We start from the raw sequence: 24,930 nt of genomic DNA on the forward strand, positions 1-24,930 counted from the left end.
CCGTGGCGGGCCCGGGCCGGGCGGTCCCGGTGGCGCCCGCCTCCGGCGTGCGGCGCCATGTCAGTCCAGTCCGACCTCCGTCCCGCGGCCGGGGGTCCGGACGGCCTCCACGACCCGCTCGTACCGCTCGGCGGTGTCGGCCAGGACCCCCGCGGCCACCGACAGCCGCTCCGCCTCGCTCGACCGGACCCTGCTCATAGCCCCGCCCACCCCCGCCTGAGGCCCCTGCCCGGGCGCCGCGCACGCCCCGCCTGAGGTCCCTTGCCCGCAGCCCGGTCGACCCCCGCCTGAGGCCCCTGCCCGGGCGCCGCCCCGCCCCAGAGACCCCCGCCCACCTCCGCCCCCTGAGGCCCCCGGGGTGTGCGACCCCGGGGCCTGGTCATGCCATCAGCATCCGCTTCAGCTCGCGCGCCGCCCGCGGGGGAGCCACATCGGTGCGGTGGGCCAGTGCGATCGTCCTGCGCAGCGGCGAGCCGGCCAGCGGGGTCGTCCGCAGCCCAGGGCCGGCGCCCGCCACCACCATCGCCGGGACCACCGCGAGGCCCAGCCCCGCCCGCGCGAAGCCGAGCACCGCGTCCATCTCGCCGCCCTCCACGGTGAAGGCGGGCTCGAAGCCCTCCGCCCGGCAGGCGGCCACGGTCAGCTCCCGCAGGTCGTAGCCGTGCCGGAACATCACCATCGGCTCGTCGCGCAGCCCCGCGATGGTCAGCTCCCGGCCCCCGCCGGGTGCCGGCAGCCTGGTCGAGGACACCACCACCAGGTCCTCCGTCAGCAGCTCCACCGTCGTGAGCGCCGGCGCCGAGGGCGGCAGCGGCAGGGCGATCAGCGCCAGGTCCAGCGCCCCGCGCGCCAGCTCCCGCACCAGGTCGAGCGAACCACTCTCCTCGATCAGCAGCTCGATCCCCGGGTGCGCCGCGTGGAAGGCGCGCAGCACCCCCGGCAGCAGGCCGGTGCACACGCTCGGGGTCGCCCCGAGCCGGATCCGCCCGCGCCGCAGCTGCGCCAGTTCCTGTACCTCCAGCCGCGCCGTGTCCGCGTCCGCCAGGATCCGCCGGGCCAGCGGCAGGAGGGCCTCACCCGCGTCCGTCAGCGCGATGTTGCCCCGGGCGCGGCTGAAGAGTTCGGCACCCAGCTCCCGCTCCAGCGCCTTGATCTGCTGGGAGAGCGACGGCTGGGCGACGTGCACCCGCTCCGCGGCCCGGGTGAAGTGCCGGGTCTCGGCGACGGCGACGAAGTAGAGGAGCTGCTGGAACTGCATAGGCCATGTCTATCAAGATGACCGACATCATGTCTTGGACCTTTCGGGTCCTCCGTCCCTACCGTCGATGCCATGGCTCTGGCAACGCGCACCCGGACGCGCGCCCCCTCGCTCTGGCGCTCCACCATCGGAAAGAAGACCGTCATGGCGGTCTCCGGGCTGATCATGCTCGGCTACCTCGTCGTGCACATGCTCGGCAACCTCAAGATCTTCTTCGGGGCGGACGAGTTCAACGGCTACGCCCACTGGCTGCGCACCCTCGGCTCGCCCTTCCTCCACTACGAGTGGGCCCTCTGGCTCGTCCGCGTGGTCCTCCTCGCCGCCGTCGCCGCCCACGCCGTGTCCGCCTACCAGCTCAGTCGGCTCGACTTCAAGGCCCGCCCGGTCACGTACGTCCACAAGCGCCGCCGCGCCGGCTACGCCACCCGCACCATGCGCTGGGGCGGCGTCATCCTCGGCCTGTTCATCGTCTGGCACCTGCTCGACCTCACCACGCTCACCGTCAACGAGCGCGCCTGGGCCGGTCACCCGTACGAGAACGTCCTCGCCACCTTCTCCACCTGGTACGGGAACACCGTCTACATCGTGGCGATGGCCGCACTCGGCCTGCACGTCCGGCACGGCTTCTGGAGCGCGGCCCAGACCCTCGGCGCGGGCAGCGCCCGTCGCGAGCGGACGCTGAAGGCCCTCGCGAACGGCCTGGCCGCCGTCCTCTTCACGGGCTTCGTGTCCGTCCCCGTCGCCGTCATGACCGGAATGGTGAACTGACCGTGAGCAGCTACGCGCACCACACCACCGGCGAGCCCATCGCCGACACCAAGGCTCCCGAGGGCCCCATAGCGGACCGCTGGGACCGGCGCCGCTTCGAGGCGAAGCTCGTCAACCCCGCCAACCGCCGCAAGCACACCGTCATCGTCGTAGGTACCGGCCTGGCGGGCGGATCGGCCGGCGCGACCCTCGCCGAGCAGGGTTACCACGTCGTGCAGTTCTGCTTCTCCGACTCCCCGCGCCGGGCCCACTCCATCGCCGCGCAGGGCGGCATCAACGCGGCCAAGAACTACCGCAACGACGGCGACTCGGTGCACCGCCTCTTCTACGACACCGTCAAGGGCGGCGACTTCCGCGCCCGCGAGTCCAACGTGCACCGCCTCGCCCAGATCTCCGTCGAGATCATCGACCAGTGCGTGGCCCAGGGCGTGCCCTTCGCCCGCGAGTACGGCGGTCTCCTCGACACCCGCTCCTTCGGCGGCGTCCAGGTCTCCCGCACCTTCTACGCCCGCGGCCAGACCGGTCAGCAACTCCTCCTCGGTGCCTACCAGGCCCTCTCCCGGCAGATCGCCGCGGGCAACGTCGAGATGCACGCCCGCACGGAGATGCTCGACCTGATCGTCGTCGACGGCGTGGCCCGCGGCATCGTCGCCCGTGACCTGATCACCGGCGAGCTCTCCACCCACTACGCCGACGCCGTGGTCCTGGCGAGCGGCGGCTACGGCAACGTCTTCTACCTCTCCACCAACGCCATGAACTCCAACGCGACCGCCGTCTGGCGGGCGCACCGGCGCGGCGCCTACTTCGCCAACCCCTGCTTCACCCAGATCCACCCCACCTGCATCCCGCGCACCGGCGACCACCAGTCCAAGCTCACCCTGATGAGCGAGTCCCTGCGCAACGACGGCCGCATCTGGGTCCCCAGGGCCAAGGGCGACACCCGCCCCGCCGCCGACATCCCCGAGGCGGAGCGCGACTACTACCTGGAGCGGATCTACCCCTCCTTCGGCAACCTCGTGCCCCGCGACATCGCCTCCCGCGCCGCCAAGAACGTCTGCGACGAGGGCCGCGGCGTCGGCCCCGGCGGGCAGGGCGTCTACCTCGACTTCGCCGACGCCATCCGCCGCATGGGCCGCGACAAGGTCGCCGAGAAATACGGCAACCTCTTCGAGATGTACGAGCGGATCACCGCGGAGAACCCCTACGAGGTCCCCATGCGGATCTACCCCGCCGTGCACTACACGATGGGCGGGCTGTGGGTCGACTACGACCTCCAGACCACCGTCCCCGGCCTGTTCGCGATCGGCGAGGCCAACTTCTCCGACCACGGAGCCAACCGCCTCGGCGCCTCCGCCCTCATGCAGGGCCTGGCCGACGGCTACTTCGTGCTCCCCTCCACCATCAACGACTACCTGGCTCGCCACCCGCACCGCGACACCGTCGACGACACCCACCCCGAGGCGGTGGCCGCCGTCCGCGAGACCCGCGAACGGCTGGAGAAGCTGCTCGCTGTCGACGGCGACCGCACACCCGACTCCTTCCACCGCGAGATCGGCGAACTCATGTGGGAGTACTGCGGGATGGCCCGCAGTGAACAGGGCCTGCGCAAGGCGCTGGACCGCATCCCGCAGATCCGCGAGGAGTTCTGGCGCCGCATCAAGGTCCCCGGCACCGGCGAGGAGTTCAACCAGTCGCTGGAGAAGGCCAACCGCATCGTCGACTACCTCGAACTCGCCGAACTGATGTGTCTCGACGCGCTCCACCGCGCCGAGTCCTGCGGCGGCCACTTCCGCGAGGAGTCCCAGACCCCGGACGGCGAGGCGGCCCGCCGGGACGAGGCCTTCGCCTACGCCGCGGCCTGGGAGTTCACCGGCACCGCCGCCGCCCCCGTCCTGCACAAGGAAGACCTCGTCTTCGAGTACGTCCACCCCACCCAGCGGAGCTACGCATGAAGCTCACCCTGCGCGTCTGGCGCCAGCGCGGCGCCGACGCCCCCGGCCGCATGGCCTCGTACGAGGTCGACGGGATCTCCGAGGACATGTCCTTCCTGGAGATGCTCGACACCCTCAACGAGGACCTCATCCTGCGCGGCGAGGACCCGGTCGCCTTTGACCACGACTGCCGCGAGGGCATCTGCGGCGCCTGCAGCCTCGTCATCAACGGCGACGCCCACGGCCCCGAGCGCACCACCACCTGCCAGCTCCACATGCGGTCCTTCGACGACGGCGACACCATCGACGTCGAACCCTGGCGGGCCGCGGCCTTCCCCGTCGTCAAGGACCTGGTCGTCGACCGGGGTGCCTTCGACCGGATCGTCCAGGCCGGCGGCTACATCACCGCACCCACCGGTTCGGCCCCCGAGGCGCACGCCACCGCCGTACCCAAGGCCGACGCCGACTTCGCCTTCGAGCACGCCGAGTGCATCGGCTGCGGCGCCTGCGTGGCGGCCTGCCCCAACGGCTCGGCGATGCTCTTCACCTCCGCCAAGGTCAACCACCTCAATGTGCTCCCGCAGGGCTCGCCCGAGCGCGAGACCCGTGTGCTCGACATGGTGGCCCGCATGGACGAGGAGGGTTTCGGCGGTTGCACCCTGACCGGCGAATGCGCCACGGCCTGCCCGAAGGGCATCCCGCTGCCGTCGATCGCCGCGATGAACAAGGAATGGCTGCGGGCGGTCCGCAAGGGCCCCCGCTGACCCGCCGGGCGCACCAGCCGCCGCCGGCGCAGGGGCCCCGCCGTCCCGGGGTCCCTGCGCCGATCGGCTGACCGGCCCCGGCGCCGTCGTGCCGCGCCCCGGCGGGCCCGCGGCCATGGGAGACAGTGGTCCCATGCCAGCACTTCCCGCCGGGACCGGACCACGCCGCCGAGCCGTACTGGCCGCCGCCCTCGCGCCCCTGGCCGCAGCGGGCTGCTCCGGTGGGGAGGCGCCCCGCCCACCGGCGCCCGGGCAGCAGCCCGCCGCCAAGGACGCCCTGATCATGGTGATCCGGCACGCGGAGAAGCCGTACGCCGGGGACACCGGCTGGGACGAGGACGGCGAGGACGACCCCGGCTCGCTGGCCGGGCGCGGCTGGCGCCGGGCCGAGGAGCTCCCGAGGCTCTTCCCGCCGGCGAAACGGTCCTCCCTGCCCCGTCCCGCCGTGGTGTTCGCCGCCGGAGGCAAGGCCCCGGCTCCCGCCCGGTGCCGCCAGACCGTGACGGCCCTGGCCACCGCCCTGCGCACCCCGGTACGCGCCGAGTTCGCCGTCGGCGCCGAACCGGCCCTCGCCCACGCCCTGCTGGCCGGGCCCATGCCCGCGCTCGTCTGCTGGGAGCACACCGGGATCCCCCGCCTCGTGCGCGCCCTCGGCGCCGACCGGGTCCTCGGCCTCCCCGCGGCCTGGCCGGACCGCTACGACCTGGTCTGGCAGTTCACCCGCCGCAGCGGGCGGTGGAGCTTCCGCGAACTGCCCCAGCAGCTGCTGTCCGGCGACGCCTGAGCCTCACGGGTACCGGTACAGCTCGTTCCCGCGCCGCGTCCGCCACCGGGGTGACCCGTCGCCTCCAGATCACGCACGCACGCCCCGACCGCAGCTGCGTCGCCAGCCGCAGCCGCTGCAGCTCGCCCGTGGACAGGGCCGGCCACGCGGTCCGGTCCAGGCTCAGGTAGCCCAGTCCCAGCTCTAGACGGCGGGCGTACGGGGCCACCGACTCGAAGCAGCGGCGCTGGGCCTCCGCGTACAGCGTGCCGAAGGCGAGCGAGCTCTTCCCGGAACCGGACACTCCGGTGAACACGGTGAGAGCGTCGCGCGGGATGTCCACATCGACCCCGCGCAGGTTGTGCTCGCGGGCGCCCCGCACCCGTACGCAGGGGTCGTGGCCGTGGTCGGTCCGGGGTCCGGTGGACTGGTGCATTCGTCCCACTTTACGGCCCGGGTGCGCGGGTGGGGTCAGGGGCGGTACCCGGTGATCGCGCCGGCCACCGAAGGATGCCTGAGGTAGTCGAGCACGCTGTGCGGCCACAGGGGCGCGATGCTGATCTCCGGCTGCTCCTCCACGCCCTCGAAGACCCGGGCCAGCGCGCCCTTCGGGATGGCCACGAAATCTCCGACGTCGGCGATGTCGGCCCAGCGTCGCACGCCCGGGGGCCGCATTCCACGGCCCTCCAGCGGGCCGGGATCGAGCCGGTGGAACACCGCGTTCGGCAGGGCCAGCGGTGAGCCGAGCGTGAGGAGGAGCCGCACCTCGAACTCGCCGGCCAGCTCGTGCAGGGCCTCGTAGGCGACGACGCTGCCCAGCGAGTGCGCCACCACGACGTCCGGCCGGTGCCGCAGCAACGCCGCCCTGACCCGCTCGCGCACGGGCTCGCGTCCGGCCGCGAAGTACCGGGTGACCTCGGGGAAGAACAGCCTCACGCTCTTCTCGACCACCGCGGGCCGCTCCCCCGCCCGTTCGGCGACCCGGCCGCAGATCCACCGCAGCCAGCCGGTGGCCCGGCCCTGCGCCCCGCTCGGATCCACACCCCAGGCCCGCGCCCACTGCTCGACGAGCGCCAGCTCCTCATCGGCGGGTTCCGTGCTCTGCCTCTCGCTGCGCAGCAGGTCGGCGTAGTACGCCGTCTCCAGGTCGAGCCCCGCGGCGGCGCTCCCGAGCGCGGTGAGCCAGTCGGAGCGCAGCCGGGCGCCGCCGAGGTGGGGCGTGCTGTCGGCGGCCTTGTAGTTGCGGACGCCGTGGACACCGAGGACGCGGGTCATTCGGGCAGCTCCTGTGCGTGTGTGCCGTCGCAGCTGTAGACGGCGACGGCTCCATCGATGGTGGCGAACAGCTTGTCGGGTCCGGCGAAACCGATGCTGCTCGGGCGTCCGGGCAGTGGAATCCGCTGGACGAGGCGTAGGTCGTGTGCGTCCCAGACCTTGATCACACAGTTCCGGGACGGGTGTTCCTCGACCCCGAGCGCGAACAGCCTGCTGTCGGAGGAGAAGGCGAGGGGGGATTCGTACACCGCGGTTCCCTCGATGCGCAGGGTCTCCGCGGGCGGGGGCGGCAACGAACCCGTGCGGACGATGTGGAGGACGCGGGAGTAGGCGACGGCACCCAGCGTCCGGCTGTCGGGAGAGAACGCCAGCCGGACGGCGCTTCCCAGGGGAGCGGCCGACGCGAGGATGCGGCCCGTCGCCGGATCGCGCAGCTCGAGACAGGACGTGGTGCGGTTGACCACCGCGATCAGGCGGCCGTCGGGCGAACCGACGGCGCCGACGGAATCGAACTGTGTCAGGCGGGGGACGGCCCCGCTCGGCGCGGTCGCCTTCCACACCCGCACCCGACCGGTGGCGTCACCGCTGACCAGCATCGAGGGGTCCGACGGGTGGAACGCCAGGGACGTCGTGTTCGCCTTGATCGAGGTCTGGTGGCTCGTGAACCGTCCCGACGCCACATCGACCACGTCGATCGATTTCAGGGCCCCGACGGCCAGCACGGATCCGTCCGCCGCGAACGCGAGGTTGTGGCGCAACCCACCACTTCCGGCATCCACCGTCCGGAGGTATGCGAGGGTGTCGCCCGTCCACAGCCCCACGCCGGTGCCGCCCAGCGCGGCGAGCAGGCGGCCGTCGGCCGAGAAGGCGACTCCCCGCGTGCCGTGCGTGCTCAGGGACGTCGGATGCCAGTCCTCGGTGCGCCAGACGACCAGGCCGCCCGTTCCGCTCGCGGCGAGCAGGAGCCCGTCGGGGCTGAAGCACACCTGGGTGACGGATCCGCTGAACTCCATCCGGGCCGTCTCGACCGGACGCTCGCCCGTCACGTCCCAGACGGAGACGTCGAGATCCGCGCTGCCGACCGCGATGTGACGGCTGTCGGGGGAGAACGCCAGGGCGCGGACCGCTCCGGTGCGGCACGCCCACGGCTCTCCGACGAGGGCTCGCCGCCGGACGTCCCAGAGCTGGACGTTCTTCGTCCAGCGCCGCGATCCGAAGACCAGCAGACGGCCGTCCGGTGAGAAGGCGACATCACTGGTGTCCTCGTTCCCGAGCAGGGGCCCGACGGACTGCCAGGTCTGCGTGTCCGTGACCTTGACGCCACTGGTCGTGGCGGCCGCGAGAAGCGTTCCGTCGGGTGAGAAGGCCAGGCTGTGGACCATCGCGTCCCGGTGCTCGATGCAGCGGGCACTCGAATCCAGCTGGCCCCCCTCCGCCCAGAGCACGGTGTGGGCCTCCCCCAGCCGAAGGGCGACCTCGGCCCCGATCCGGGTGAACCGCGCGTGATGCTCCGGGAGGTTCAGCCGGTGGGCGTCGAAGGCGAACACCGAAGCACGGTCGGCCGCGTTGCCCAGCTGCGAGTGCACGGACCACGACGCGCTCAGCAGCCGGACGTACTCCGAGGCACGCTCCGACCGTGTCAGGTCCATGGCGCCGGGATCCTGCCGTGGATCGAAGCGGATGAGGAAGTACGGATCGGTCAGCAGCTGCTCGGCGTACCCGGGCGAGTCGGCCCGGGTCACGTGCCCCAGCGCGTGCCGCAGCACGTACGGCTCGGCGGAGGCCCAGCGTTCACCCGCCCGGTCCGCGTCCGCGACGAAGGGGCCGACGATCTCCGACAGCAGCCTGCGCTCCAGCTCCAGACTCTGCGCGGCGTCCACCGGGTCCGAACTCACCGGATGGTCGCGCAGATAGTCCGCCAGCCCCTGGTGGAAGATCCGGTAGAGAGCCACGTCGCTCTCGGGGTCGACTCCGGTACGGAGGAACGGCGTGGCCTCCCGCAGCGTGGCCAGGAACGCCCTGTCGGTGACCTCGCCCGCGCCCAGGGCCCCCAGGCACCGGCGCAGAGTCGTCTGCGGCATGCCGTCCCCGTGAGATCGCGCGAGGACGGCCAGAACGGAGCGGAGCGACACGAACTCGTCCTTGCGGGCGGCGAGCACGGCCTCCATCAGGTGCGGAAGCTCCGCCGAGGCCGCCAGAGTGTGCGCCCGGGCCGTGGCCTCGTCCTGCGGGGGATTCCTCAAGGTCACGAGGTAGTGGACGTACAGACCCGCGATCAGGAACGGCCCCCAGAGGCTGTCCGGTCGCAGCCTGCGGACGATGTTCTGCGCGCCCTGCTTCGCCAGGTAGTCGACGAACTCCGCGGGCGGACCGTAGGAGTACGGCTTACTGGCGGTCAGAAGGCCTTTGACGTAGCGGTGCACGTCGTCCTGCAGCGCGAGCGGCTCGGCGGTGTCCAGGTCGATCCGGTCCACGGCGATCCCGGAGGTCTCGGCGGTGTCCGACAGCTCGGCCGTCACCTCCCTTCGGCCGCCCAGCAGGATCCGGCACGGCGCGACCGGGTCCGCCCCGTCCCGCTCCGCCGGTGAGATGAGCGCGGACACCAGGCGCAGGACCGCACGGGGTTCGGTGCTCTCGTCCACGGCGTCGACCACGATCAGCCGGTGCCTGCCTTCCCGTCGGAGGGCCTCCCGCAGCAGACCGTACCTCCACGCGACGGGTTCGTGGCCGCCGCCGGCCTGGTCCGGGGCCTCGTCATCGGTGCCGTCACCCCTGGGGACGGCGAGCCCGGCCTGGTCCGCGATGGCGGCCATCACCTGCTGCGCCGAGCGCTGCCGCGCGTGGACGGCCACGACGTCCGGAACCTCCGGAAGACCGCCTCCGGCGGGCTCCCACAGGGCCCGGACCGTGCGGCGAAGGTGTGGATGGGCCGCGCACACGATGAGGCCGAGCAGCCCCGACTTGCCGGCGCCGGCCGCGCCCGTCACCGTCAGCAGCGGGCTGTCGCCGTCCAGCCAGGCCAGGTAGTGCCCCAGTTCGGCGGCCCGCCCCGAGAAGAAGCCCGTGCCGTGGTCGGTGGAGAAGAGGCCGCGGCCGGAGGCACGGTCGATGAAGTAAAGGCCGTCGGTGACCTCCTCGCCCGCGGCGATCCGGTCGCCCAGGTCTTCGCCGGGGACGTAGCCGAGGGACCGCCGCTGCCACCGGATCTGCTCCGGCGTGCTGCGCAGCGTCAGCGGATTCGGCAGGAACGGCCACTCGCCGTCGCCCTGCTCCACACTGAAACCGAGGGACATGCGCCAGGTCGTGTCCGCCTTGACCTGGGCTATCAACTCCTTGACGAAGTGCGTGAATCCCACGGCCTCGACATCCGGGGCGAAGTCCCGGTACCGCAGGACGTCCAGCGCCGAGGCGATCCATCCGCTGAAGCGGCCGCGCTCCGTCGGCGAGCTGCTCACGGACGCCCCGAGCGACCACACGCCCCGTCGGCCGTCGAGTTCGGAGATCGGCTGCCGGCCGGTCGCGGTGCCCGCCGAGCACGTGTCCACGAGGAAGACGACGCGGCGCTGATCGCCGCTGCGTTCGGCCTCCTGCTGCGCCTTCTCGATCCACCGGTCGACGTCGACGTCGCGGTCGTCGTGCGCCACCAGGGAGAGGCGGCCGCCGCGGTCGGCCCGGCCGTGGCCGATCAGGTGGACGACGAGGACGTCGGCGGACTTCCGCTCGTCCACGATCCACTTCCGTAACAGGGCGTCGATCTCGCCCTCGGTCCGGTCCAGCGCCGTTTCCCCCGACGCCCCGAACGAGCGGAACGCCTCCTGCACCTCCTTCACGCGCGCCGGCACGAAGCCGAGGTCCTCCATCTCGGAGCCCTCGTCGAAGCCACCGACCCCGATCGACAGCACCATGAGGCCGGTTGCGTCCCGGCCTTGCGTCGTTCCGCTCAACACGCCCCTCGCACACCTCGGTTGGCTGTCGACGCTACCCGATGCCCACGGCCGCAGGCCCGCGATACGGGCCAGCCGGGTGTGCGAGTCCAGCAGGGCGGCACGGTCGTACGTCGAGGTGGTGACCAGCAGTTCGTCCGCGCCGGTCTGCTCCGCGACCCGGGACAGTTCGGCGGCCACCTGCTCCTCCGTCCCGTGGTTGTGCCCCGTGAGGGCGCCCTCGTACAGGTCCCGCTCCTGCGGGCTCATCTCCAGGGCCTCGACCTCCTCGGCCCGGCGGAGCGGCGGGAAGCTGCCCCGCGTGCGGGAGTACGCCAGGGACCAGGCCTCCGGGAGCAGGATGCGCCGGGCCTCCTCGGCGGTCTCCGCGACGGCCACCGTCCCGGAGACCACGACGTACGGGCCGGTCCCCGCGGCGCAGGGCCGGAACTCCTCGCGGTACCTCTCCGCGATGCCGGTGACGCGGTTGCGGCTGCGCCCCGCGTCCGGGCGGGGTCGGGGGCGGTGTCGGTGCACGGCCCTAGGCTGGCGGGATGAGTGAGAAGCCCACCTCGCGGCCGCCGCTGGCCGTCTTCGACATCGACAACACCCTGTCCGACACGGCCCACCGCCAGCACTTCCTGGAGCGCCGCCCCAGGGACTGGGCGGGATTCTTCGGCGCGGCCCCGGCCGATCCGCCGCTCGCCCGCGGGATCGCCCTGGCGGTGGAGAGCTCGGCCGACTGCGAGGTGGTGTACCTGACCGGGCGGCCCGAGCGGTGCCGTGCGGACACGGTGGAGTGGCTCACCGGGCACGGCCTGCCCGAGGGGCGGCTGTGGATGCGCGGCAACCAGGACCGCAGGCCTGCCCGGACGACCAAGCTGGAGGTGCTGGGCCGGATCGCCCGGGGCCGCGAGGTACGCATGCTCGTGGACGACGACGAGCTGGTCTGCCAGGCCGCGCGGGCGGCCGGCTTCCGGGTGGTCCTCGCCGACTGGGCGGCGGACGCGCCCGAACTCAGGTCCGGCCAGGAGGTCGAGGGCCGGACCTGAGCGGCTTCGTGGCCTGGGCCAGGGGCCCCGGTGCGGGCCTCCGGGCGGGTCCGGTTCCCTCCCGGTGTCAGTCCTCGCCCTCCAGCCGGAATCCGACCTTCAGCCCCACCTGGTAGTGGGCGATCTCCCCGTTCTCCAGGTGGCCGCGGATCTGGACCACCTCGAACCAGTCCAGGTTCCGTACGGTCTGGCCCGCTCGGGCGATCCCGTTGCGGATGGCCTGATCGATGCCCTCTTGGGAGGTGCCGACGATCTCGGTCACCCGGTACGTGTGGTTGGACATGGGGTCTCCCGACAGTGGGTCGCTTTTGTCTGGTTCCAAGGTGCCCCAGTAAGTCCTGCTCCGCGAACTTTGCGCGAACAATCCCGAGCGAAAGACCCTTGACCGGCCTATTGGTCTATGCCAATTTCGAGCCATCTGAGACCGGACCCCAGAAGGTGACCTCTTGAAGATGCGCTTCCTCGCCGCGTGCACGGCGCTCGCGGCCGCGACCGCCCTGACGGGCTGCAGCCAGTTGGCCGATCAGGCCGAGGGGCGGCAGAAGGTGACGCTGTGGCTGATGAAGGGCAGCGCCTCCGAGGACTTCATCGACAGGTTCACCACGTCGTTCGAGCAGGAGCACCCCGACCTCGACCTGGACGTCAGGATCCAGGAGTGGACGGGCATCGGCGACAAGGTCAACGCCGTCCTGGACGGTACGAGCAAGGAACCGGCCGACGTCATCGAGGTCGGGAACACCCAGGTCGCGCAGTACATCGAGACCGGAGGCCTCTCCGAACTCACGCTCGAAGGGCTGCGCGAGTGGGGCAGCAAGGACTGGCTCAAGGGCCTGGCCGACCCGGGCAGCGTCAACGGCGCCCAGTACGGCGTCCCCTGGTACGCCGCCAACCGCGTGGTCGTCTACAACAAGGACCTCTTCGCGAACGCCGGGATAAAGACCCCGCCCAGGAACCGCCAGGAGTGGATCCAGGTCACCCAGAAACTCGACAAGGGCGACCAGCAGGGCATCTACCTCGCCGGACAGAACTGGTACGTCCTCGCCGGCTTCGTCTGGGACGAGGGCGGGGAGCTCGCCGTCGAGACGGACGGCAAGTGGGTCGGCACCCTCGACGACGAGAAGGCCCTGGCCGGCATGGAGTTCTACAAGCAGCTCCAGGCCCTCGGCGACGGGCCCAAGGGCGCCGACGAGGAGACACCCCCGCAGTCGCAGGTCTTCGCCCGCGGCCAGGTCGCCCAGATCATCGCCCCGCCCGGCCAGGCCGCCGAGATCGAGGCGGCCAACCCCGCGCTGAAGGGCAGGCTCGGCTTCTTCCCCATCCCCGGCAAGACCTCCGACAAGGCCGGTTCCGTCTTCACCGGCGGCTCCGACCTGATCATCCCGGAGCGGACCGGGCACCGGAAGGGCGCCGTGTCCGTGATCACGGCCCTGGTCAGCGAGAAGTGGCAGACCGACCTCGCCCGCACCATGAGCTACGTACCCAACAAGAGCACCCTCGCGCACCTGGTCGAGGGCAACGAGGGCGCCGCCAACATGGCCCCCGGCGCCGCCCAGGGCCGGGCCACCCCCGCCTCCGCCCTCTGGGCCGAGGTCGAGGCGAAGAACCCGATCAAGCCCTACATGACGGCCGTGCTCACCGGACAGGACCCCAAGCAGGCCGCACGGGCGGCCTCCGAGGAGATCGGCCGGGTGCTCAGCTCCGACCGCTGACACCGCCGCCCGTCCCGTCGGGGAACGGGAGTACCGGCGAGTTCGCCGTCCGCACACCCGAGGGCCGCAGAGCGGTCATGTCGAATCCAGCCGGTCACGGAAGAAGTAGAGGAGCCAGGCCACCACCTGCCGGCCTGGCCCTCCGTGCCCGGTTCAGGAGCCGCCATGACCATCGCACCCCTGTCCCAGTCCCTCTCCACGGCCAACGCCCCCACCTCCCCCCTCCTCGCCCCCGCGCCCGCCCCCGCCAAGGCCGCCGCCCCCGGGCCCCACTACACCGTGCGCCTCGCCCGCGACGAGGAGGAGGTACGGGCCGCCCAGCGCCTGCGCCACCAGGTCTTCGCCGGCGAACTCGGCGCCCGCCTCGACGGCCCCGAGCCCGGCCTCGACGCTGACGCCTTCGATGCCTACTGCGACCACCTCCTCGTCATCGACGAGGAGACCGAGCAGGTCGTCGGCACCTACCGGCTGCTGCCGCCGGAGCGCGCCGCCGTGGCGGGCCGCCTGTACTCCGAGGGCGAGTTCGACCTCTCCGCGCTCGCCCCCATCCGTCCCGACCTCGTCGAGGTCGGCCGCTCCTGCGTCCACCCCGACCACCGCAACGGCGCCGTCATCGCCCTCATCTGGGCCGGCCTCGCCCACTACATGGACCGCACCGGCCACAACTGGCTCGCCGGCTGCTGCTCGATACCGCTCGCCGACGGCGGCGTCCTCGCCGCGGCCACCCGCGAGCGCGCCCTGACCCGCAGCCCCGCACCCGAGGAGTACCGGGTCACCCCGCACACCCCCTGGAACCCCCGAGGCATCGCCTTCCCCGACGGCATGGAACTGCCCCCGCTGCTGCGCGGCTACCTGCGCCTGGGCGCCTGGGTCTGCGGAGAGCCCGCCCTCGACACCGAGTTCGGCTGCGCCGACCTGTACGTGCTGCTCTCCCTGCGCCGGACCAACCCGCGCTACCTGAAGCACTTCCGCGCGCTCATCCCGGGCGCATGAGCGTCTGGCTGCCCACCTCGCCCTGCACCCCCGAGGCCTGCTCCGGCCACGAGGGGCGCACCGCGAGCATCCCCCGCGCGGTCCTGCGCCTCACCGGCGCCGTCGCCCTGATCCTGCTCGGGATCGTGGGCGCCCCACCGGTCCGGCTGCTGCCGGCCGGCCCCCGGCACGCGGTGGTACGGGCCTGGTCGGCCGCACTGGTACGCGCCTTCGGCCTGCGGATCACCGTGCACGGCAGCCCGGGCCCGCCCGGCGGCCGCCTCCTCGTCGCCAACCACATCTCCTGGCTCGACATCCCACTCGTCGCCGCCGTCCTGCCCAGCCGGATGCTCGCCAAGAGCGACATCCGCGCCTGGCCCGTCCTCGGCCGCCTCGCCGCACGGGCCGGAACCCTGTTCATCGAGCGCGACCGGATCCGCGCCCTGCCCGCCACCGTCGGCGCGATGACCCGCGCGCTGCTCGCCGGCCACCGGGTCGCCGTCTTCCCCGAAGGCTCCACCTGGTGCGGCCGCGCCGGGGGCACCTTCCGCAGGGCCGCCTTCCAGTCCGCCCTGGACGCGCGCGTCCCCGTACAGCCCCTGCACCTGGCGTACCTGCGGGCCGACGGGGAACCGGCCGGGGCGCCCGCCTTCGTCGGGGACGACCCGCTGACCGCCTCGCTGTGGCGGATCGCCCGGGCCCGCGGCATACGGGCCGAGGTCACGCTGCTGCCGCGGATCCCGCCGGGCCGGTACCCGGACCGGCGGGACCTCGCGGCCGCCGCCCAGCGGGCCGTGACCGACCGCGCGCCGGAGCGGACGACGCGGCCGGCCCCGCCCGATCAGCCCACCGGGCCTTCGGCGACCGACAAGGACAGCGCGAAGCGGCCCGCCGCGTCCGTCCACCACTGGGTCAGCTCCAGCCCCGCCGCGGCCAGTTCCTTCCGTACGCCCTCCTGACGGAACTTCGCGGACACCTCCGTCAGGATCTCCTCACCCTGCGCGAACGGCACCACCAGGTCCAGGGCCCGGACCTTCACCGTCAGCTCGGACCGGGCCCGCAGCCGCATCTCGATCCACTCCTGCTCCCTGTTCCACACCGCCACGTGCTCGAAGTCGGCGGTGTGGAAGTCGGCGTCCAGCTCCCGGTTGATGACGGCCAGCACGTTCTTGTTGAACTCGGCCGTCACCCCCCGTGCGTCGTCGTACGCCGTCACCAGCACGGCCTCGTCCTTCACCAGGTCCGTGCCCATCAGCAGCGCGTCCCCGGGCGACAGCATCGACCGTACGGCCGACAGGAACACCGCCCGCTCCGGCGGCAGCAGGTTCCCGACGGTGCCGCCCAGGAACACCACCAGCCGGGGGCCGGGGGAGTCCGGCAGCTGCAGCGCACGCGTGAAGTCGGCCAGCAGGGCGTGCACCCGCAGCCCCGGATGGTCGGCGAGCAGCGCGGTGGCCGCTCCGCGCAGGGCGCTCTCGCTCACGTCCACCGGCACATACGTGTCCAGTGCGGGCATCGCCTCGATCAGATGGCGGGTCTTCTCCGAGGAACCGGAACCCAGCTCCACCAGGGTGCGGGCCCCGCTCACCGCGGCGATCTCCCGCGCCCGCTCCAGCAGGATCTCCCGCTCCGCCCGCGTCGGGTAGTACTCTGGCAGCCGGGTGATCTCCTCGAAGAGTTCGCTGCCCCGCGCGTCGTAGAACCACTTGGGCGGCAGCACCTTGGGCGTGTGCGTCAGCCCGTGCAGCACGTCCGCACGCAGGGCGGTCTCCGCCGCGTCCTCGTCCAGGGTCCGGGTCAACTGAAAGCTGGTCACGTGCGGTTCTCCTTGAGCGGGGTCAGACGGACCCGCGTAGGGGTGGCGGTCAGCAGGGTCCGGTCGGGCACTTCGCACCACCGGGTGTCGTCGTCGTAGGGCTCGGACGCCACCACGGTGCGCCCGCCCCCCGGATCGGTCAGATACCAGAGCGAATCGCCCCAGGCCGTCGCGGCGATCGCCGCGCCGTCCGTGAGCAGCAGGTTCAGCCGGGAGCCGGGCGCGGCCGAGGACAGCTCCCGCACGGGCTCGGCGAGCGCGGTGCCCAGGTCGTCCCCGGCCCGCAGCCGGCGTCGTACCAGTGCCCAGACCAGCGCCGAATCAGTACGGGCCGCCAGCTGCAGCAGCTCCTCGGGCGGCAGTGCCGCCGCGAGCGGCGCCGCCGACTCCGGCCAGTCGCGTACCGCGCCGTTGTGGCTGAACAGCCACGGCCCGTCCGCGAAGGGCGCGGCCGCGGCCTCGCCGTCGGCCCCGGCCAGCGTGGCGTCCCGTACGGCGGCCAGCACGGCCCCGCTGCGCACCACGCGGGCGAGATCGGTGAAGGTCAGGTCGCCCCAGATCGGCCCGGAGCGACGGTAGCGGGCGGGCACCGGGTCGCCCTCGGCGTACCAGCCGATGCCGAAGCCGTCGGCGTTGACCGTGCCGTGCTGCTGGCGGCGCGGCTCCCAGGACTGGCGCACCAGCGAGTGCTCGGGCTCGCTCAGCAGCCTCCCGAGCGCCACCTCCGGTCCCAGATAAGCGATATGACGGCACATCAGGCATCCCTCGCCGTGCGGAAGCCGGAGAAGATCTGCCGCCGCACCGGAAGGTCCCAGTTGCGGAAGGTGCCCCGGCAGGCCACCGGATCCACCGCGAAGGAACCGCCCCGCAGCACCTTGTGCTCCGGGCCGAAGAACACCTCCGAGTACTCCCGGTAGGGGAAGGCCCGGAAGCCCGGGTACGGCAGGAAGTCGGACGCCGTCCACTCCCACACGTCGCCGATCAGCTGGCGCACCCCGAGCGGGGACGCCCCGGCCGGGTAGCTGCCCGCGCGGGACGGGCGCAGGTGCCGCTGTCCCAGGTTGGCGTGGGCCGGGGTCGGGTCCGCGTCGCCCCACGGGTAGCGGGCCGAGCGACCGGTCGCCGGGTCGAAGCGGGCTGCCTTCTCCCACTCGGTCTCCGTGGGCAGCCGCCGACCCGCCCACCGGGCGTAGGCGTCCGCCTCGTACCAACTGACATGCAGAACCGGTTCTTCATCGGGGACGGCCTCGGTGACCCCGAAGCGGCGGCGCAGCCATTCGCCGCCCTCCCGGTGCCAGAACAGCGGCGCCTCGATCGCGTGCCGGCGGATCTGGTCCCAGCCGGCCGCCGCCCACCATCGGGGTTCGTGGTAGCCGCCGTCCGCGATGAAGACGCGGTACGCGGCGTTCGTCACCGGCAGCGTGTCCATCCAGAACGCCGCGGTGTCCCGCTGGTGCGCCGGCCGTTCGTTGTCCAGCGACCACGGCTCCGTGGAGGTGCCCATGGTGAACGGGCCCGCAGGTATGAGGACCTCGGGGGCGCCCGGAGGATCGTAGGGCGCGTCCGGCTCCGGCGCGGTCAGCACGGGAGCGCCACGCCGCAGCTGATGGGTGATCAGCATGGTCTCGTCGTGCTGCTGCTCGTGCTGGGCGACCATCCCGAAGACGAAGCCGTCGTCGAGGAGCGCACTGCCCTCCAGCGGGGACTTCTCCAGGAGGTCGAAGACCCGGCCGCGGACCTCGGCGGCGTACCGGCGGGCTTCCTCGGGCCCCAGCAGCGGCAGCTTCGGACGCTCGGCACGCGGGTGCTCGAAGGCGTCGTAGAGGGGATCGATCTCGGGACGCATCGACTCGCGTCCGGCGACCCGGCGGAGCAGCCAGAGCTCCTCCTGGTGGCCGATGTGCGCCAGGTCCCAGACCAGTGGGGACATCAGGGGGGAGTGCTGGGCGGTGAGGTCGGCGTCGGTCACCGCGTCGGTGAGCGCCGCCGTCCGGGCCCGCGCGGCGGTCAGCGACGCCGCCGCCCGCTCCCGCAGCCCGGGGTGGGATTCGGTGGTCATCGCAGGGCCTCCTTCCCTTCGGGCCGCAGCTGCGGCGGTTCGTCACCCGGACACCGGCCGCGCAGGACGAAGCGCTCGGTGAACGCCCCCACGGTGTCCCGGACGTGCGGGGACGCACCGAGCCGGGGCAGGGCATCCGCGGCCGCGCGGAAGCAGGTCTTGGCGGCCGCCCGCAGTTCGGGATCGGTCAGAGCGTGGCGGGCCGCGGACCGCCACAGCGGATTGCGGGGAGCGGGCTGCGCGCCGTAGGAGTCGGCCAGGGCCTTGGTCACCCGGTAGGCGGTCTCGGCGGCCTCCGGGTCGTCGAACAGCGCGTGCACGACGGCCACCGGAACCAGCCAGCCGTTGTCGCCCGGCTGCGCGTCGATCATGCGCAGCTCCATGTGGCCGCGCGGCCGCACGGGCGGGAACAACGTCGTGAGGTGGTAGTCCAGGTCCTCGGCGGTGGGCGCCCGCAGGGCCTGCCCGTCGTCGCCCGCGCGCAGCCAGTCGCGGAAGGTCGTACCGCGCGGGACGTCCCACGCCTCGCCCTCGTACGACCGTACGCACATCACCTCGGTGTCCAGTGCCTGGCGGACCCAACCGTCCCGCGGCTCCACGTCCAGCGGTGGGGCGAGGGTGCGCCGGGCGTCCAGGTCGTTCCAGATCCCCTGACGGGAGCACCGCCAGCCGGCGTACGGTCCCTCGTCCGCGGGGGAGTTGGCGAAGGCGGCCACCAGGACCGCGCCGAGCAGGTGGGCGAGGCGCCAGCGCCGGCCGTGGCCGAGCACCCCCGGCTCCTCGTACCCGGCGTCCACGCAGACCTGCACGGAGGCGGAGGCGCACATCATGGCGCGGCCGGCCGGGCCGGTGCGGTCGAAGTAGGCCTCCATCGCGTCGTAGCGCGGGCTGTCCAGCAGCCGCCGGTACGGCAGGCGGGGATCACGGCCGAGGCCGCGCAGCACCAGCCCCTGCTCGCCAAGGGCGGCGCGGACGGCGGTCAGGTCGTCCTGGAGCCCGTCCACGCAGCCTGTGAGGGAGGTGGCGGGGGCCGAGCTGAGTTCGAGCTGTCCGCCCGGTTCGACGGTCACCCGGGAGTGCAGGGGCAGCGCGCGGGCCGCGGTGTGCGCCGCTCGGAGCCGCTCGGGGGACACGGTCAGGGCGGGCCGCTCGGCGTCCACGACCAGCCATTCGAGTTCGGCGCCGACCAGACGGGGCGGGCCGGTCTTGAAACAGATCCCGTGGATCAGGTGCTCCGCCTGTTTCTCGCTGATCGAGGGGGAGGGCGGGGCGTCGGAGGGTGGCGCGTCCGGCGCGGGTGGGGGAACGGGTGGGTCGAGGGGCATGACCGGGTCCTCTTCTCCTGTCGTCGGCCGTGACATCACCCGTGCCTACCCCTCCCTCGGGCACAAAATCCTTTGCCGCCGGGAAAGTGAGGTGTGCAGGATGGAGGCGTGAGCGGCAGATTGCGCGAGATCGCGCGGGAGAACGCGGAAATCCTGGCGGCCGGCGGGTACCGGACGCGGTCGGGGCGGCAGGTTTCCCTTGCCGCCGCCCTGGCGGACGCCAAGGCAGGAACCAGAATATATGGGCCGAACCAGGTCATTCCAGGCGAGCAACCCCTGGGTACGGGTCGCACGACGGTCGTCGAGGTCACCGGGGAGAGCAGTACGGTCGCTGCCCGTAGGCTCGCCGCGCATGCTCCGGCGGGTCCGGGGGCCGGGCGGTCCGGGGCGCCGGTGGCGGTCCTGAACTTCGCCTCGGCCCGGAATCCCGGGGGCGGCTACGTCCGCGGGGCCAAGGCGCAGGAGGAGGCCCTGTGCCGCGCCTCCGCGCTGTACGAGACGCTGCTGGAGGCTCCGGAGTACTACGCGGTGCACCGTGCGGAAGTCAGCACCTTCTACACCGACCGGGTGATTCACTCGCCCGGTGTGCCGGTCTTCCGTGACGACCGGGGCGAGCTGATGGAGTCGCCGTTCCTGGCCGGTTTCCTGACCTCGCCCGCTCCGAACGCGGGCACGATCCTGCGGCAGGAGCCGGAGCGGGCCGCCGAGATCCCCGCGGCGCTGGCCCGGCGCGCGGAACTGGTCCTGGAGGTGGCGGCGTCGCACGGGTACCGGCTGCTGGTGCTGGGGGCCTGGGGGTGCGGGGTGTTCCGCAACGACCCGGCCGAGGTGGCCGAGGCCTTCCGCGGGCTGCTGGCAGGCCGGTTCGCGGGGACCTTCGAACGGGTGGTGTTCGCGGTGCTGGACCGCAAGCCGGACACCCGGGAAGCCTTCGAGCGGGCCTTCGCGGACGTCGCGGCCTGACTCCGGGGAGCCCCGGCGGCACCGGAACGGGCGGCCGGGCCGCCGGAGCGGCCGCGGGCGCCGCCGGGCCGGGAGCCTGCCAGGTCGGGAGCCCGCCGGGCCGGATGTGTCGTTGAGCCGCTGGGGACGGGCCGCGGTCGCCGGGCGGTCGCCGGCCCCGCCGTGGCGTGGGCCCGCCGGTCCGGAAAGGCCGCCGGGCGGCGGGCGCCGCGCAGCCGGGACGGTTCGCCGTCCCGGCCCGGTGCGTTCCCGCGGCTACTGCCAGCCGTAGCGCTCGCGCAGCCGGTTCACCACCAGCCCGAAGCGTCCCCGGTCCAGTGCGCAGGCCTCCCGCCGCATCCCCGACTCGTGCACCCGCAGCACCCGGTCGACATCCACCCACGACTCCCGCCCCGCGCTGTCCCACGGGCCCGTCCCGATCGGCACCCACTCGTGGTCGCGGTCGTGCCGCTTGCTGGACAGCTGTACGGCGAACAGCGTCGGGCCGCCCGGCTCGCGGGCCACGACCAGCACCGGCCGGTCCTTGCCGCGGCCGTCGTTCTCCTCGAAGGGCACCCAGGTCCACACGATCTCGCCGGGGTCGGGGTCGCCGTCGGGATCCGGGGCGTACTCGGTCCGTACCGGCCCGATGGCGCGCGGATCGGCCTCCGTGGTGGCCGTGGCGCCGTCGCGGCCCGGTTGCTCCGTGTAGCCGCTGCTGTGCTGTGAAAGTGCCGTCATTGCGGGGAGATTACTGGTTTCCCGGCGTGAGGGACAGCCGCGGGGGGTCACGCTCCGTATCCGTCGCGCATCCTCCGGCGAAACCGCTGTGCGCAGGTGTGGCGAGAAGCGCGCCGTCTGAGGGATCGTGCGGCCGGTTCACCGTGGGGTTGCGCCGCGACTCACCGGCTTGACGCAACGGTGTTGATGTCAGCCCCCGGGCCGGGCTTCGACCGGTGAGAGACGGTCGTTGGCGGTCGGCAGCAGCGCAGAGGACGGCAGAGGGCTGAGCACGTTGCGCCGCCACGTCGCGACGAGGACCACGGGGATCAGCACAAGCGAGAACCGTCCCATGAAGAGGGTCACCGGCTCCGTCTCCAGCAGAGCAGGGAGGGCGAAGTAGGCGAACATGAGCCCGACCGTGAGGACGAGGACGAGGGCTCTGGCGATCCGCTCCGGCTCGAATCGGCAGGTGCCCAGCGTGTACGGCAGGATGTCGCGGTAGAAGTCGGTGATCGCCCAGATGACACCCCACGTGCCGACGACGAAGATCCACCACCGAGACACTCCGCTCGCCAGGACGAAGTGCGTCACATCGCCGTCGGGTGCGAAGTTCCGCATGGGAACGTAGTCGTAGAGATTCGCCAGGCTGCTGAAGAAGTACCAGAACAGCACGTACAGGACAACCGGGCGTCGGGCGAGCCAGGTTCGCTTCATGAGCCCGAAGCGAACGATCAGGTAGGGCAGCAGGTTGCCGATGCCGAGGCCGGCGAACGCAACTACCGCGACCTGGGTGTTCTTCCCGGCGGCCAGCGCGGCGCCGTAGTCGACGTTCTCGTCGATGTGCGCGAGGAGCATGACGTTCCAGAGGCTGCTCCCTCCCCAGTCGATGTTGCCCGGCTCGTTCTTGATGCCCAGCATCCAGGCCGTCACCGAGTGGGAGAACTCATGCGGGAGGACCGCGAGATAGTGCGTCAGCACGAAGATCAGAGGTGTGAGGCCGGTGAGCCACCACACCAGCCGTGAGTCCGTTCGGGCTTTCGTCTCCACCTTGACACCTCACACCTGGACGATGCGCAGCCTTCCTGCCCCCGCCGTCCCCGAGGCTCCGGCCGCCCGGCGGCTCGGCCGGTTCGCCAGGTCGAGCCGCCGGGCCTCGTCGGTCCTCGTCGGGCCGACGGGGACAGACAGGGCAGGTCAGGGCGCGTCCGCCTCGTGGTGCGCGCCCGTGCACAGGGCCCAGATGACCAGGATGTTGACCGCGATGAGCACCAGTGCCCACAAGGGGTAGTACGGCAGCCACAGGAAGTTGGCGAAGGCGCCCAGTCCGGCGACGGTGATACCCAGATAGCGCGCCCACAGGGCGCCGGTGAAGAGGATGGCGCAGCCGGCCGCGACGAGGACGATGCCCAGGATCAGGTGGACCCAGCCCCAGCCGGTCAGGCTGAACTCGAAGACGTAGTGGCGCGTCACGACGAACAGGTCGTCGCTGGCGAGGGCGGCGATCCCTTCGAAGAACGCCATCGCTCCACCGAAGATCATCAGGACTGCCGCCGCGACGGTTCTGCCCGACGTGGCCGCGTGCCAGGGGTCCGGGTGTGTGCGGGCCGCCTGGGGCCTGCCGGCGTCAGTTGCCATTTCGGTCTCCTCGGGTGGCAGGGCCGGCCGGGCGGGGCCGGAACCGGCGTGATCCCCCTTTCAGCGTGTCACGGGGGCCTACCCTCGGCATTCCGACCTGCCCACCGCCCGCTGCCCGCCCGCTCCTGCCTGCCCCGCCGCGACCTGTCCGCCCCGCGGCGATCCGCCTGCCCCGCCGCGATCCGTCCGCCCCGCTGCGATTCGCCCGCCCTGCGGCGACGCGCCTGCCCCGCCGCGACGCGCCTGCCCCGCCGCGATCCGTCCGCCCCGCTGCGATTCGCCCGCCCTGCGGCGACGCGCCTGCCCCGCCGTGACGCGCCTGCCCCGCCGCGATCCGTCCGCCCCGCTGCGCCCCGTCCGTCCCGCCGCGATCCGCCCCGCCGCGCAGCCGAGGCTTCCCGCCGTCGGCTTCCCCTCAGCCCGGGCGGCGCGCCGCCCAGCCCTCGACCGCCTCCACCTGCGCCGCCAGCCCCAGCAGCAACGGCTCCGAGTTCGCGGGCCCGAGCAACTGGGCCCCCATCGGCAGCCCGTCCTCCGTCAACCCGGCCGGGATGTTCACCCCGGGCCAGCCCAGGACGTTCCACGTCCAGGCGTACGGGCAGGCGGCGATCATCGCCCGGTCCGTCGCCATGGCCCCCAGCCCGGCCAGCGCCCCGACGCGCAGCGGCGGAGTGGCCGTCGTAGGAGTCAGGACCACGTCGAAGCGGCCGAAGATCTCGCCGACCCGCCGGCGCAGCAGGGTCTCCGCCCGACGGGACACCCGCAGCGGCAGCCCGCCCAGCAGCCGTCCCGTCCGTACGGCCTCGTGCGTCCGCGGGTCCAGCAGCGTGGGATCCGGTATGCGCGCGGCCCAGTCCCGTACGCCGCTGGTCGCGCGGGGCACGAAGGTCAGGCCGATCGGGCCGTAGCGGGGGTCCTCCGGGATCACCTCGTGACCCAGCGACTCCAGCCGGGAGGCCAGCCGCTCCACCGCGGAACGCACCTCCGGGTCGAGCGACTTCGGCGTCGCCGTGAACGCCATCCCGAAGGACAGGGCGATCCGCAGCCGGCGCGGGGTGCGCCGGGCCGCCTCGACCGCGCAGATGCGCGCCGGACGGTGCAGGTCCTCGGGGTGCGGACCGCTCGCCGCGTCCAGCAGGAGCGCCGCGTCGGCCACGGTCCGGGCCAGCACCCCGTTGACCGTCAGCCCGTTGAACGACTCCGGCTCCGGCCAGGTCGAGATGCGGCCGCGCTGCGGTTTCACCCCGACCAGATGGGTCCAGGCGGCGGGGATCCGCACCGACCCGGCGCCGTCCGAACCGAGCGCGGCCGGGACCAGGCCCGCCGCCACGGCGGCCGCCGAGCCGCCGGAGGAACCACCCGGTGTGTAGGACCGGTTCCACGGGTTGCGGGTCTCGCCGAAGGCATCGCCCTCGGTGAAGGGCCACTGGCCCAGCTCCGGCGTCTGGGTCTTGCCGACGATGACCGCACCGGCCGCCCGCAGCCGGCGCACCGCCTCGCTGTCGGCGGTCTTCGGGGCGAAGGATCCGGCGCAGCCGAACGCCGTCGGCTGCCCGGCCACGTCCATGTCGTCCTTCACCGCGAGCGGCACGCCCAGCAAGGGCAGCCGCTCGCCCGCGGCGAGCCTTCGGTCGGCCGCGTCCGCCTCGGCGAGCGCGGCTTCCGCGCGCACGGTCCGGAAGGCATTGAGCCCGGGCTGCGCCGCCGCGATCCGGCGCAGTGCCTGCTCGGTCAACTGCCGTGCCGATACGCTCCCTTCGGCGAGCGCGGCGGCCATCGCGACCAGTCCGCCGTCCGTCGCCGACTCCGCCGCGGACCGAGCCGGGACCGCCGCCGCGGCAGGACCCGAGGACTCCGACATCGTGAACCACTCCCCCCATTACCGATCGGTAGGAAGACGGTAACGGGGAGGGGGAGCCACGTCATCCGTCAGAGTCAGAGCAGATGCGAGACCTCCTCGCCCCACGACGCGAGCGTGTCGACGGCGCGCAGGCGGTGGGGGCCCTCGCGGAGGC

The 24,930-nt window shown here is 72.9% G+C and carries 22 protein-coding genes and 2 pseudogenes; 9 read left to right on the forward strand and 15 right to left on the reverse strand.

The features are described from left to right. Positions 1-60 precede the first annotated feature (60 nt). Both ACIPXC_RS02550 and ACIPXC_RS02555 read right to left on the reverse strand, forming a co-directional pair. Positions 61-198, reverse strand: coding sequence for a hypothetical protein (locus tag ACIPXC_RS02550; protein ID WP_401612679.1), 138 nt, complete (start codon positions 196-198; stop codon positions 61-63). 181 nt (positions 199-379) lie between these two features. Continuing rightward, entirely contained in the window at positions 380-1,258 is an 879-nt protein-coding gene (locus tag ACIPXC_RS02555) for a LysR family transcriptional regulator (RefSeq protein WP_401612681.1), read from the reverse strand. A gap of 72 nt (positions 1,259-1,330) precedes the next feature. On the opposite strand from ACIPXC_RS02555, the gene ACIPXC_RS02560 reads away from it, so the two are divergent. The 4 genes from ACIPXC_RS02560 to ACIPXC_RS02575 all read left to right on the forward strand — a co-directional run bounded on the left by ACIPXC_RS02560 (position 1,331) and on the right by ACIPXC_RS02575 (position 5,505). Beyond that, entirely contained in the window at positions 1,331-2,026 is a 696-nt protein-coding gene (locus tag ACIPXC_RS02560; protein ID WP_401612684.1) for a succinate dehydrogenase, read from the forward strand. Between the two features lie 2 nt (positions 2,027-2,028). After that, complete coding sequence (locus ACIPXC_RS02565) at positions 2,029-3,978, forward strand: fumarate reductase/succinate dehydrogenase flavoprotein subunit (RefSeq protein WP_401612687.1); 1,950 nt, start codon at positions 2,029-2,031, stop codon at positions 3,976-3,978. Then, entirely contained in the window at positions 3,975-4,721 is a 747-nt protein-coding gene (locus tag ACIPXC_RS02570; RefSeq protein ID WP_401612689.1) for a succinate dehydrogenase/fumarate reductase iron-sulfur subunit, read from the forward strand. The genes ACIPXC_RS02565 and ACIPXC_RS02570 overlap by 4 nt, the downstream gene beginning before the upstream one ends. Positions 4,722-4,854: 133 nt before the next feature. Continuing rightward, positions 4,855-5,505, forward strand: coding sequence for a hypothetical protein (locus ACIPXC_RS02575; protein ID WP_401612691.1), 651 nt, complete (start codon positions 4,855-4,857; stop codon positions 5,503-5,505). Between the two features lie 177 nt (positions 5,506-5,682). Here ACIPXC_RS02575 and ACIPXC_RS02580 read toward each other — a convergent pair. From ACIPXC_RS02580 to ACIPXC_RS02595, 4 genes and pseudogenes are all read right to left on the reverse strand, one after another. Next, positions 5,683-5,920, reverse strand: a pseudogene (locus ACIPXC_RS02580) (hypothetical protein); the annotation flags it as partial. Between the two features lie 35 nt (positions 5,921-5,955). Beyond that, positions 5,956-6,759, reverse strand: a complete 804-nt coding sequence (locus ACIPXC_RS02585; protein ID WP_401612693.1) for a serine peptidase — start codon at positions 6,757-6,759, stop codon at positions 5,956-5,958. Beyond that, the gene (locus ACIPXC_RS02590) at positions 6,756-10,664 is read right to left on the reverse strand and encodes a hypothetical protein (protein WP_401613113.1); all 3,909 of its coding nucleotides are present in this window, start codon (positions 10,662-10,664) and stop codon (positions 6,756-6,758) included. Before ACIPXC_RS02590 ends, ACIPXC_RS02585 begins: the two co-directional genes overlap by 4 nt. A 93-nt stretch (positions 10,665-10,757) precedes the next feature. Beyond that, positions 10,758-11,180 (reverse strand): annotated as a pseudogene (locus ACIPXC_RS02595) (LLM class flavin-dependent oxidoreductase); the annotation flags it as partial. A 56-nt stretch (positions 11,181-11,236) separates the two neighbouring features. Between ACIPXC_RS02595 and ACIPXC_RS02600 the strand changes: the two are divergent. Continuing rightward, positions 11,237-11,734 (forward strand): hypothetical protein, encoded by a 498-nt coding sequence (locus tag ACIPXC_RS02600; protein ID WP_401612695.1) that lies wholly within the window; start codon positions 11,237-11,239, stop codon positions 11,732-11,734. Positions 11,735-11,801: 67 nt separating this feature from the next. Here ACIPXC_RS02600 and ACIPXC_RS02605 read toward each other — a convergent pair whose 3' ends face one another. Next, positions 11,802-12,017 (reverse strand): dodecin, encoded by a 216-nt coding sequence (locus ACIPXC_RS02605; protein WP_046776659.1) that lies wholly within the window; start codon positions 12,015-12,017, stop codon positions 11,802-11,804. A 163-nt stretch (positions 12,018-12,180) separates the two neighbouring features. On the opposite strand from ACIPXC_RS02605, the gene ACIPXC_RS02610 reads away from it, so the two are divergent. The 3 genes from ACIPXC_RS02610 to ACIPXC_RS02620 all read left to right on the forward strand — a co-directional run bounded on the left by ACIPXC_RS02610 (position 12,181) and on the right by ACIPXC_RS02620 (position 15,374). Next, the gene (locus ACIPXC_RS02610; RefSeq protein ID WP_401612698.1) at positions 12,181-13,443 is read left to right on the forward strand and encodes an extracellular solute-binding protein; all 1,263 of its coding nucleotides are present in this window, start codon (positions 12,181-12,183) and stop codon (positions 13,441-13,443) included. A 165-nt stretch (positions 13,444-13,608) separates the two neighbouring features. Beyond that, on the forward strand, positions 13,609-14,436 hold the full coding sequence (locus ACIPXC_RS02615) for a GNAT family N-acetyltransferase (RefSeq protein WP_401612700.1): 828 nt from the start codon (positions 13,609-13,611) through the stop codon (positions 14,434-14,436). Continuing rightward, positions 14,433-15,374, forward strand: a complete 942-nt coding sequence (locus tag ACIPXC_RS02620; RefSeq protein ID WP_401612703.1) for a lysophospholipid acyltransferase family protein — start codon at positions 14,433-14,435, stop codon at positions 15,372-15,374. Before ACIPXC_RS02615 ends, ACIPXC_RS02620 begins: the two co-directional genes overlap by 4 nt. On the opposite strand, the gene egtD is transcribed toward ACIPXC_RS02620, so the two are convergent. The 4 genes from egtD to egtA are packed head-to-tail and all read right to left on the reverse strand — an operon-like array spanning position 15,257 to position 19,615. After that, positions 15,257-16,231, reverse strand: a complete 975-nt coding sequence (gene egtD, locus ACIPXC_RS02625; RefSeq protein WP_401612706.1) for an L-histidine N(alpha)-methyltransferase — start codon at positions 16,229-16,231, stop codon at positions 15,257-15,259. The two genes, ACIPXC_RS02620 and egtD, sit on opposite strands and share 118 nt — an antisense overlap. Continuing rightward, positions 16,228-16,986, reverse strand: a complete 759-nt coding sequence (gene egtC / locus ACIPXC_RS02630) for an ergothioneine biosynthesis protein EgtC (protein WP_401612709.1) — start codon at positions 16,984-16,986, stop codon at positions 16,228-16,230. Before egtC ends, egtD begins: the two co-directional genes overlap by 4 nt. Beyond that, a complete protein-coding gene (egtB, locus tag ACIPXC_RS02635) occupies positions 16,986-18,290 on the reverse strand; it encodes an ergothioneine biosynthesis protein EgtB (RefSeq protein ID WP_401612712.1) in 1,305 nt (434 codons plus the stop codon). The genes egtC and egtB overlap by 1 nt, the downstream gene beginning before the upstream one ends. Continuing rightward, the gene (gene egtA, locus ACIPXC_RS02640) at positions 18,287-19,615 is read right to left on the reverse strand and encodes an ergothioneine biosynthesis glutamate--cysteine ligase EgtA (protein WP_401612715.1); all 1,329 of its coding nucleotides are present in this window, start codon (positions 19,613-19,615) and stop codon (positions 18,287-18,289) included. The genes egtB and egtA overlap by 4 nt, the downstream gene beginning before the upstream one ends. Before the next feature lie 108 nt (positions 19,616-19,723). Between egtA and ACIPXC_RS02645 the strand changes: the two genes are divergently transcribed. Continuing rightward, positions 19,724-20,578, forward strand: a complete 855-nt coding sequence (locus ACIPXC_RS02645) for a TIGR02452 family protein (protein ID WP_401612718.1) — start codon at positions 19,724-19,726, stop codon at positions 20,576-20,578. A 255-nt stretch (positions 20,579-20,833) separates the two neighbouring features. On the opposite strand, the gene ACIPXC_RS02650 is transcribed toward ACIPXC_RS02645, so the two are convergent. The 4 genes from ACIPXC_RS02650 to ACIPXC_RS02665 all read right to left on the reverse strand — a co-directional run bounded on the left by ACIPXC_RS02650 (position 20,834) and on the right by ACIPXC_RS02665 (position 24,776). Continuing rightward, the gene (locus ACIPXC_RS02650; RefSeq protein WP_401612721.1) at positions 20,834-21,298 is read right to left on the reverse strand and encodes a type II toxin-antitoxin system PemK/MazF family toxin; all 465 of its coding nucleotides are present in this window, start codon (positions 21,296-21,298) and stop codon (positions 20,834-20,836) included. 189 nt (positions 21,299-21,487) lie between these two features. After that, positions 21,488-22,327, reverse strand: coding sequence for a hypothetical protein (locus ACIPXC_RS02655; RefSeq protein ID WP_401612724.1), 840 nt, complete (start codon positions 22,325-22,327; stop codon positions 21,488-21,490). Positions 22,328-22,474: 147 nt separating this feature from the next. Further along, positions 22,475-22,915 carry a hypothetical protein gene (locus ACIPXC_RS02660; protein ID WP_401612727.1) on the reverse strand — a complete coding sequence of 147 codons (441 nt, stop codon included), beginning with the start codon at positions 22,913-22,915 and terminating at the stop codon, positions 22,475-22,477. A 415-nt stretch (positions 22,916-23,330) separates the two neighbouring features. After that, positions 23,331-24,776, reverse strand: a complete 1,446-nt coding sequence (locus ACIPXC_RS02665) for an amidase (protein WP_401612730.1) — start codon at positions 24,774-24,776, stop codon at positions 23,331-23,333. Between the last annotated feature and the right edge of the window lie 154 nt (positions 24,777-24,930).

The sequence above is a fragment of the Streptomyces sp. NPDC090021 genome (genome assembly GCF_044748225.1).
In the GTDB taxonomy this organism is placed as follows: Bacteria; Actinomycetota; Actinomycetes; order Streptomycetales; family Streptomycetaceae; genus Streptomyces.

What these genes read in the sequence shown, in the direction of transcription:
- ACIPXC_RS02550 (WP_401612679.1), bottom strand. Translation starts at nt 198, where the DNA reads ATGAGCAGGGTCCGGTCGAGCGAGGCGGAGCGGCTGTCGGTGGCCGCG.
- ACIPXC_RS02555 (WP_401612681.1), bottom strand. Translation starts at nt 1,258, where the DNA reads ATGCAGTTCCAGCAGCTCCTCTACTTCGTCGCCGTCGCCGAGACCCGG.
- ACIPXC_RS02560 (WP_401612684.1), top strand. Translation starts at nt 1,331, where the DNA reads ATGGCTCTGGCAACGCGCACCCGGACGCGCGCCCCCTCGCTCTGGCGC.
- ACIPXC_RS02570 (WP_401612689.1), top strand. Translation starts at nt 3,975, where the DNA reads ATGAAGCTCACCCTGCGCGTCTGGCGCCAGCGCGGCGCCGACGCCCCC.
- ACIPXC_RS02575 (WP_401612691.1), top strand. Translation starts at nt 4,855, where the DNA reads ATGCCAGCACTTCCCGCCGGGACCGGACCACGCCGCCGAGCCGTACTG.
- ACIPXC_RS02585 (WP_401612693.1), bottom strand. Translation starts at nt 6,759, where the DNA reads ATGACCCGCGTCCTCGGTGTCCACGGCGTCCGCAACTACAAGGCCGCC.
- ACIPXC_RS02590 (WP_401613113.1), bottom strand. Translation starts at nt 10,664, where the DNA reads ATGGTGCTGTCGATCGGGGTCGGTGGCTTCGACGAGGGCTCCGAGATG.
- ACIPXC_RS02600 (WP_401612695.1), top strand. Translation starts at nt 11,237, where the DNA reads ATGAGTGAGAAGCCCACCTCGCGGCCGCCGCTGGCCGTCTTCGACATC.
- ACIPXC_RS02605 (WP_046776659.1), bottom strand. Translation starts at nt 12,017, where the DNA reads ATGTCCAACCACACGTACCGGGTGACCGAGATCGTCGGCACCTCCCAA.
- ACIPXC_RS02615 (WP_401612700.1), top strand. Translation starts at nt 13,609, where the DNA reads ATGACCATCGCACCCCTGTCCCAGTCCCTCTCCACGGCCAACGCCCCC.
- ACIPXC_RS02620 (WP_401612703.1), top strand. Translation starts at nt 14,433, where the DNA reads ATGAGCGTCTGGCTGCCCACCTCGCCCTGCACCCCCGAGGCCTGCTCC.
- egtC (WP_401612709.1), bottom strand. Translation starts at nt 16,986, where the DNA reads ATGTGCCGTCATATCGCTTATCTGGGACCGGAGGTGGCGCTCGGGAGG.
- egtB (WP_401612712.1), bottom strand. Translation starts at nt 18,290, where the DNA reads ATGACCACCGAATCCCACCCCGGGCTGCGGGAGCGGGCGGCGGCGTCG.
- egtA (WP_401612715.1), bottom strand. Translation starts at nt 19,615, where the DNA reads ATGCCCCTCGACCCACCCGTTCCCCCACCCGCGCCGGACGCGCCACCC.
- ACIPXC_RS02650 (WP_401612721.1), bottom strand. Translation starts at nt 21,298, where the DNA reads ATGACGGCACTTTCACAGCACAGCAGCGGCTACACGGAGCAACCGGGC.
- ACIPXC_RS02660 (WP_401612727.1), bottom strand. Translation starts at nt 22,915, where the DNA reads ATGGCAACTGACGCCGGCAGGCCCCAGGCGGCCCGCACACACCCGGAC.
- ACIPXC_RS02665 (WP_401612730.1), bottom strand. Translation starts at nt 24,776, where the DNA reads ATGTCGGAGTCCTCGGGTCCTGCCGCGGCGGCGGTCCCGGCTCGGTCC.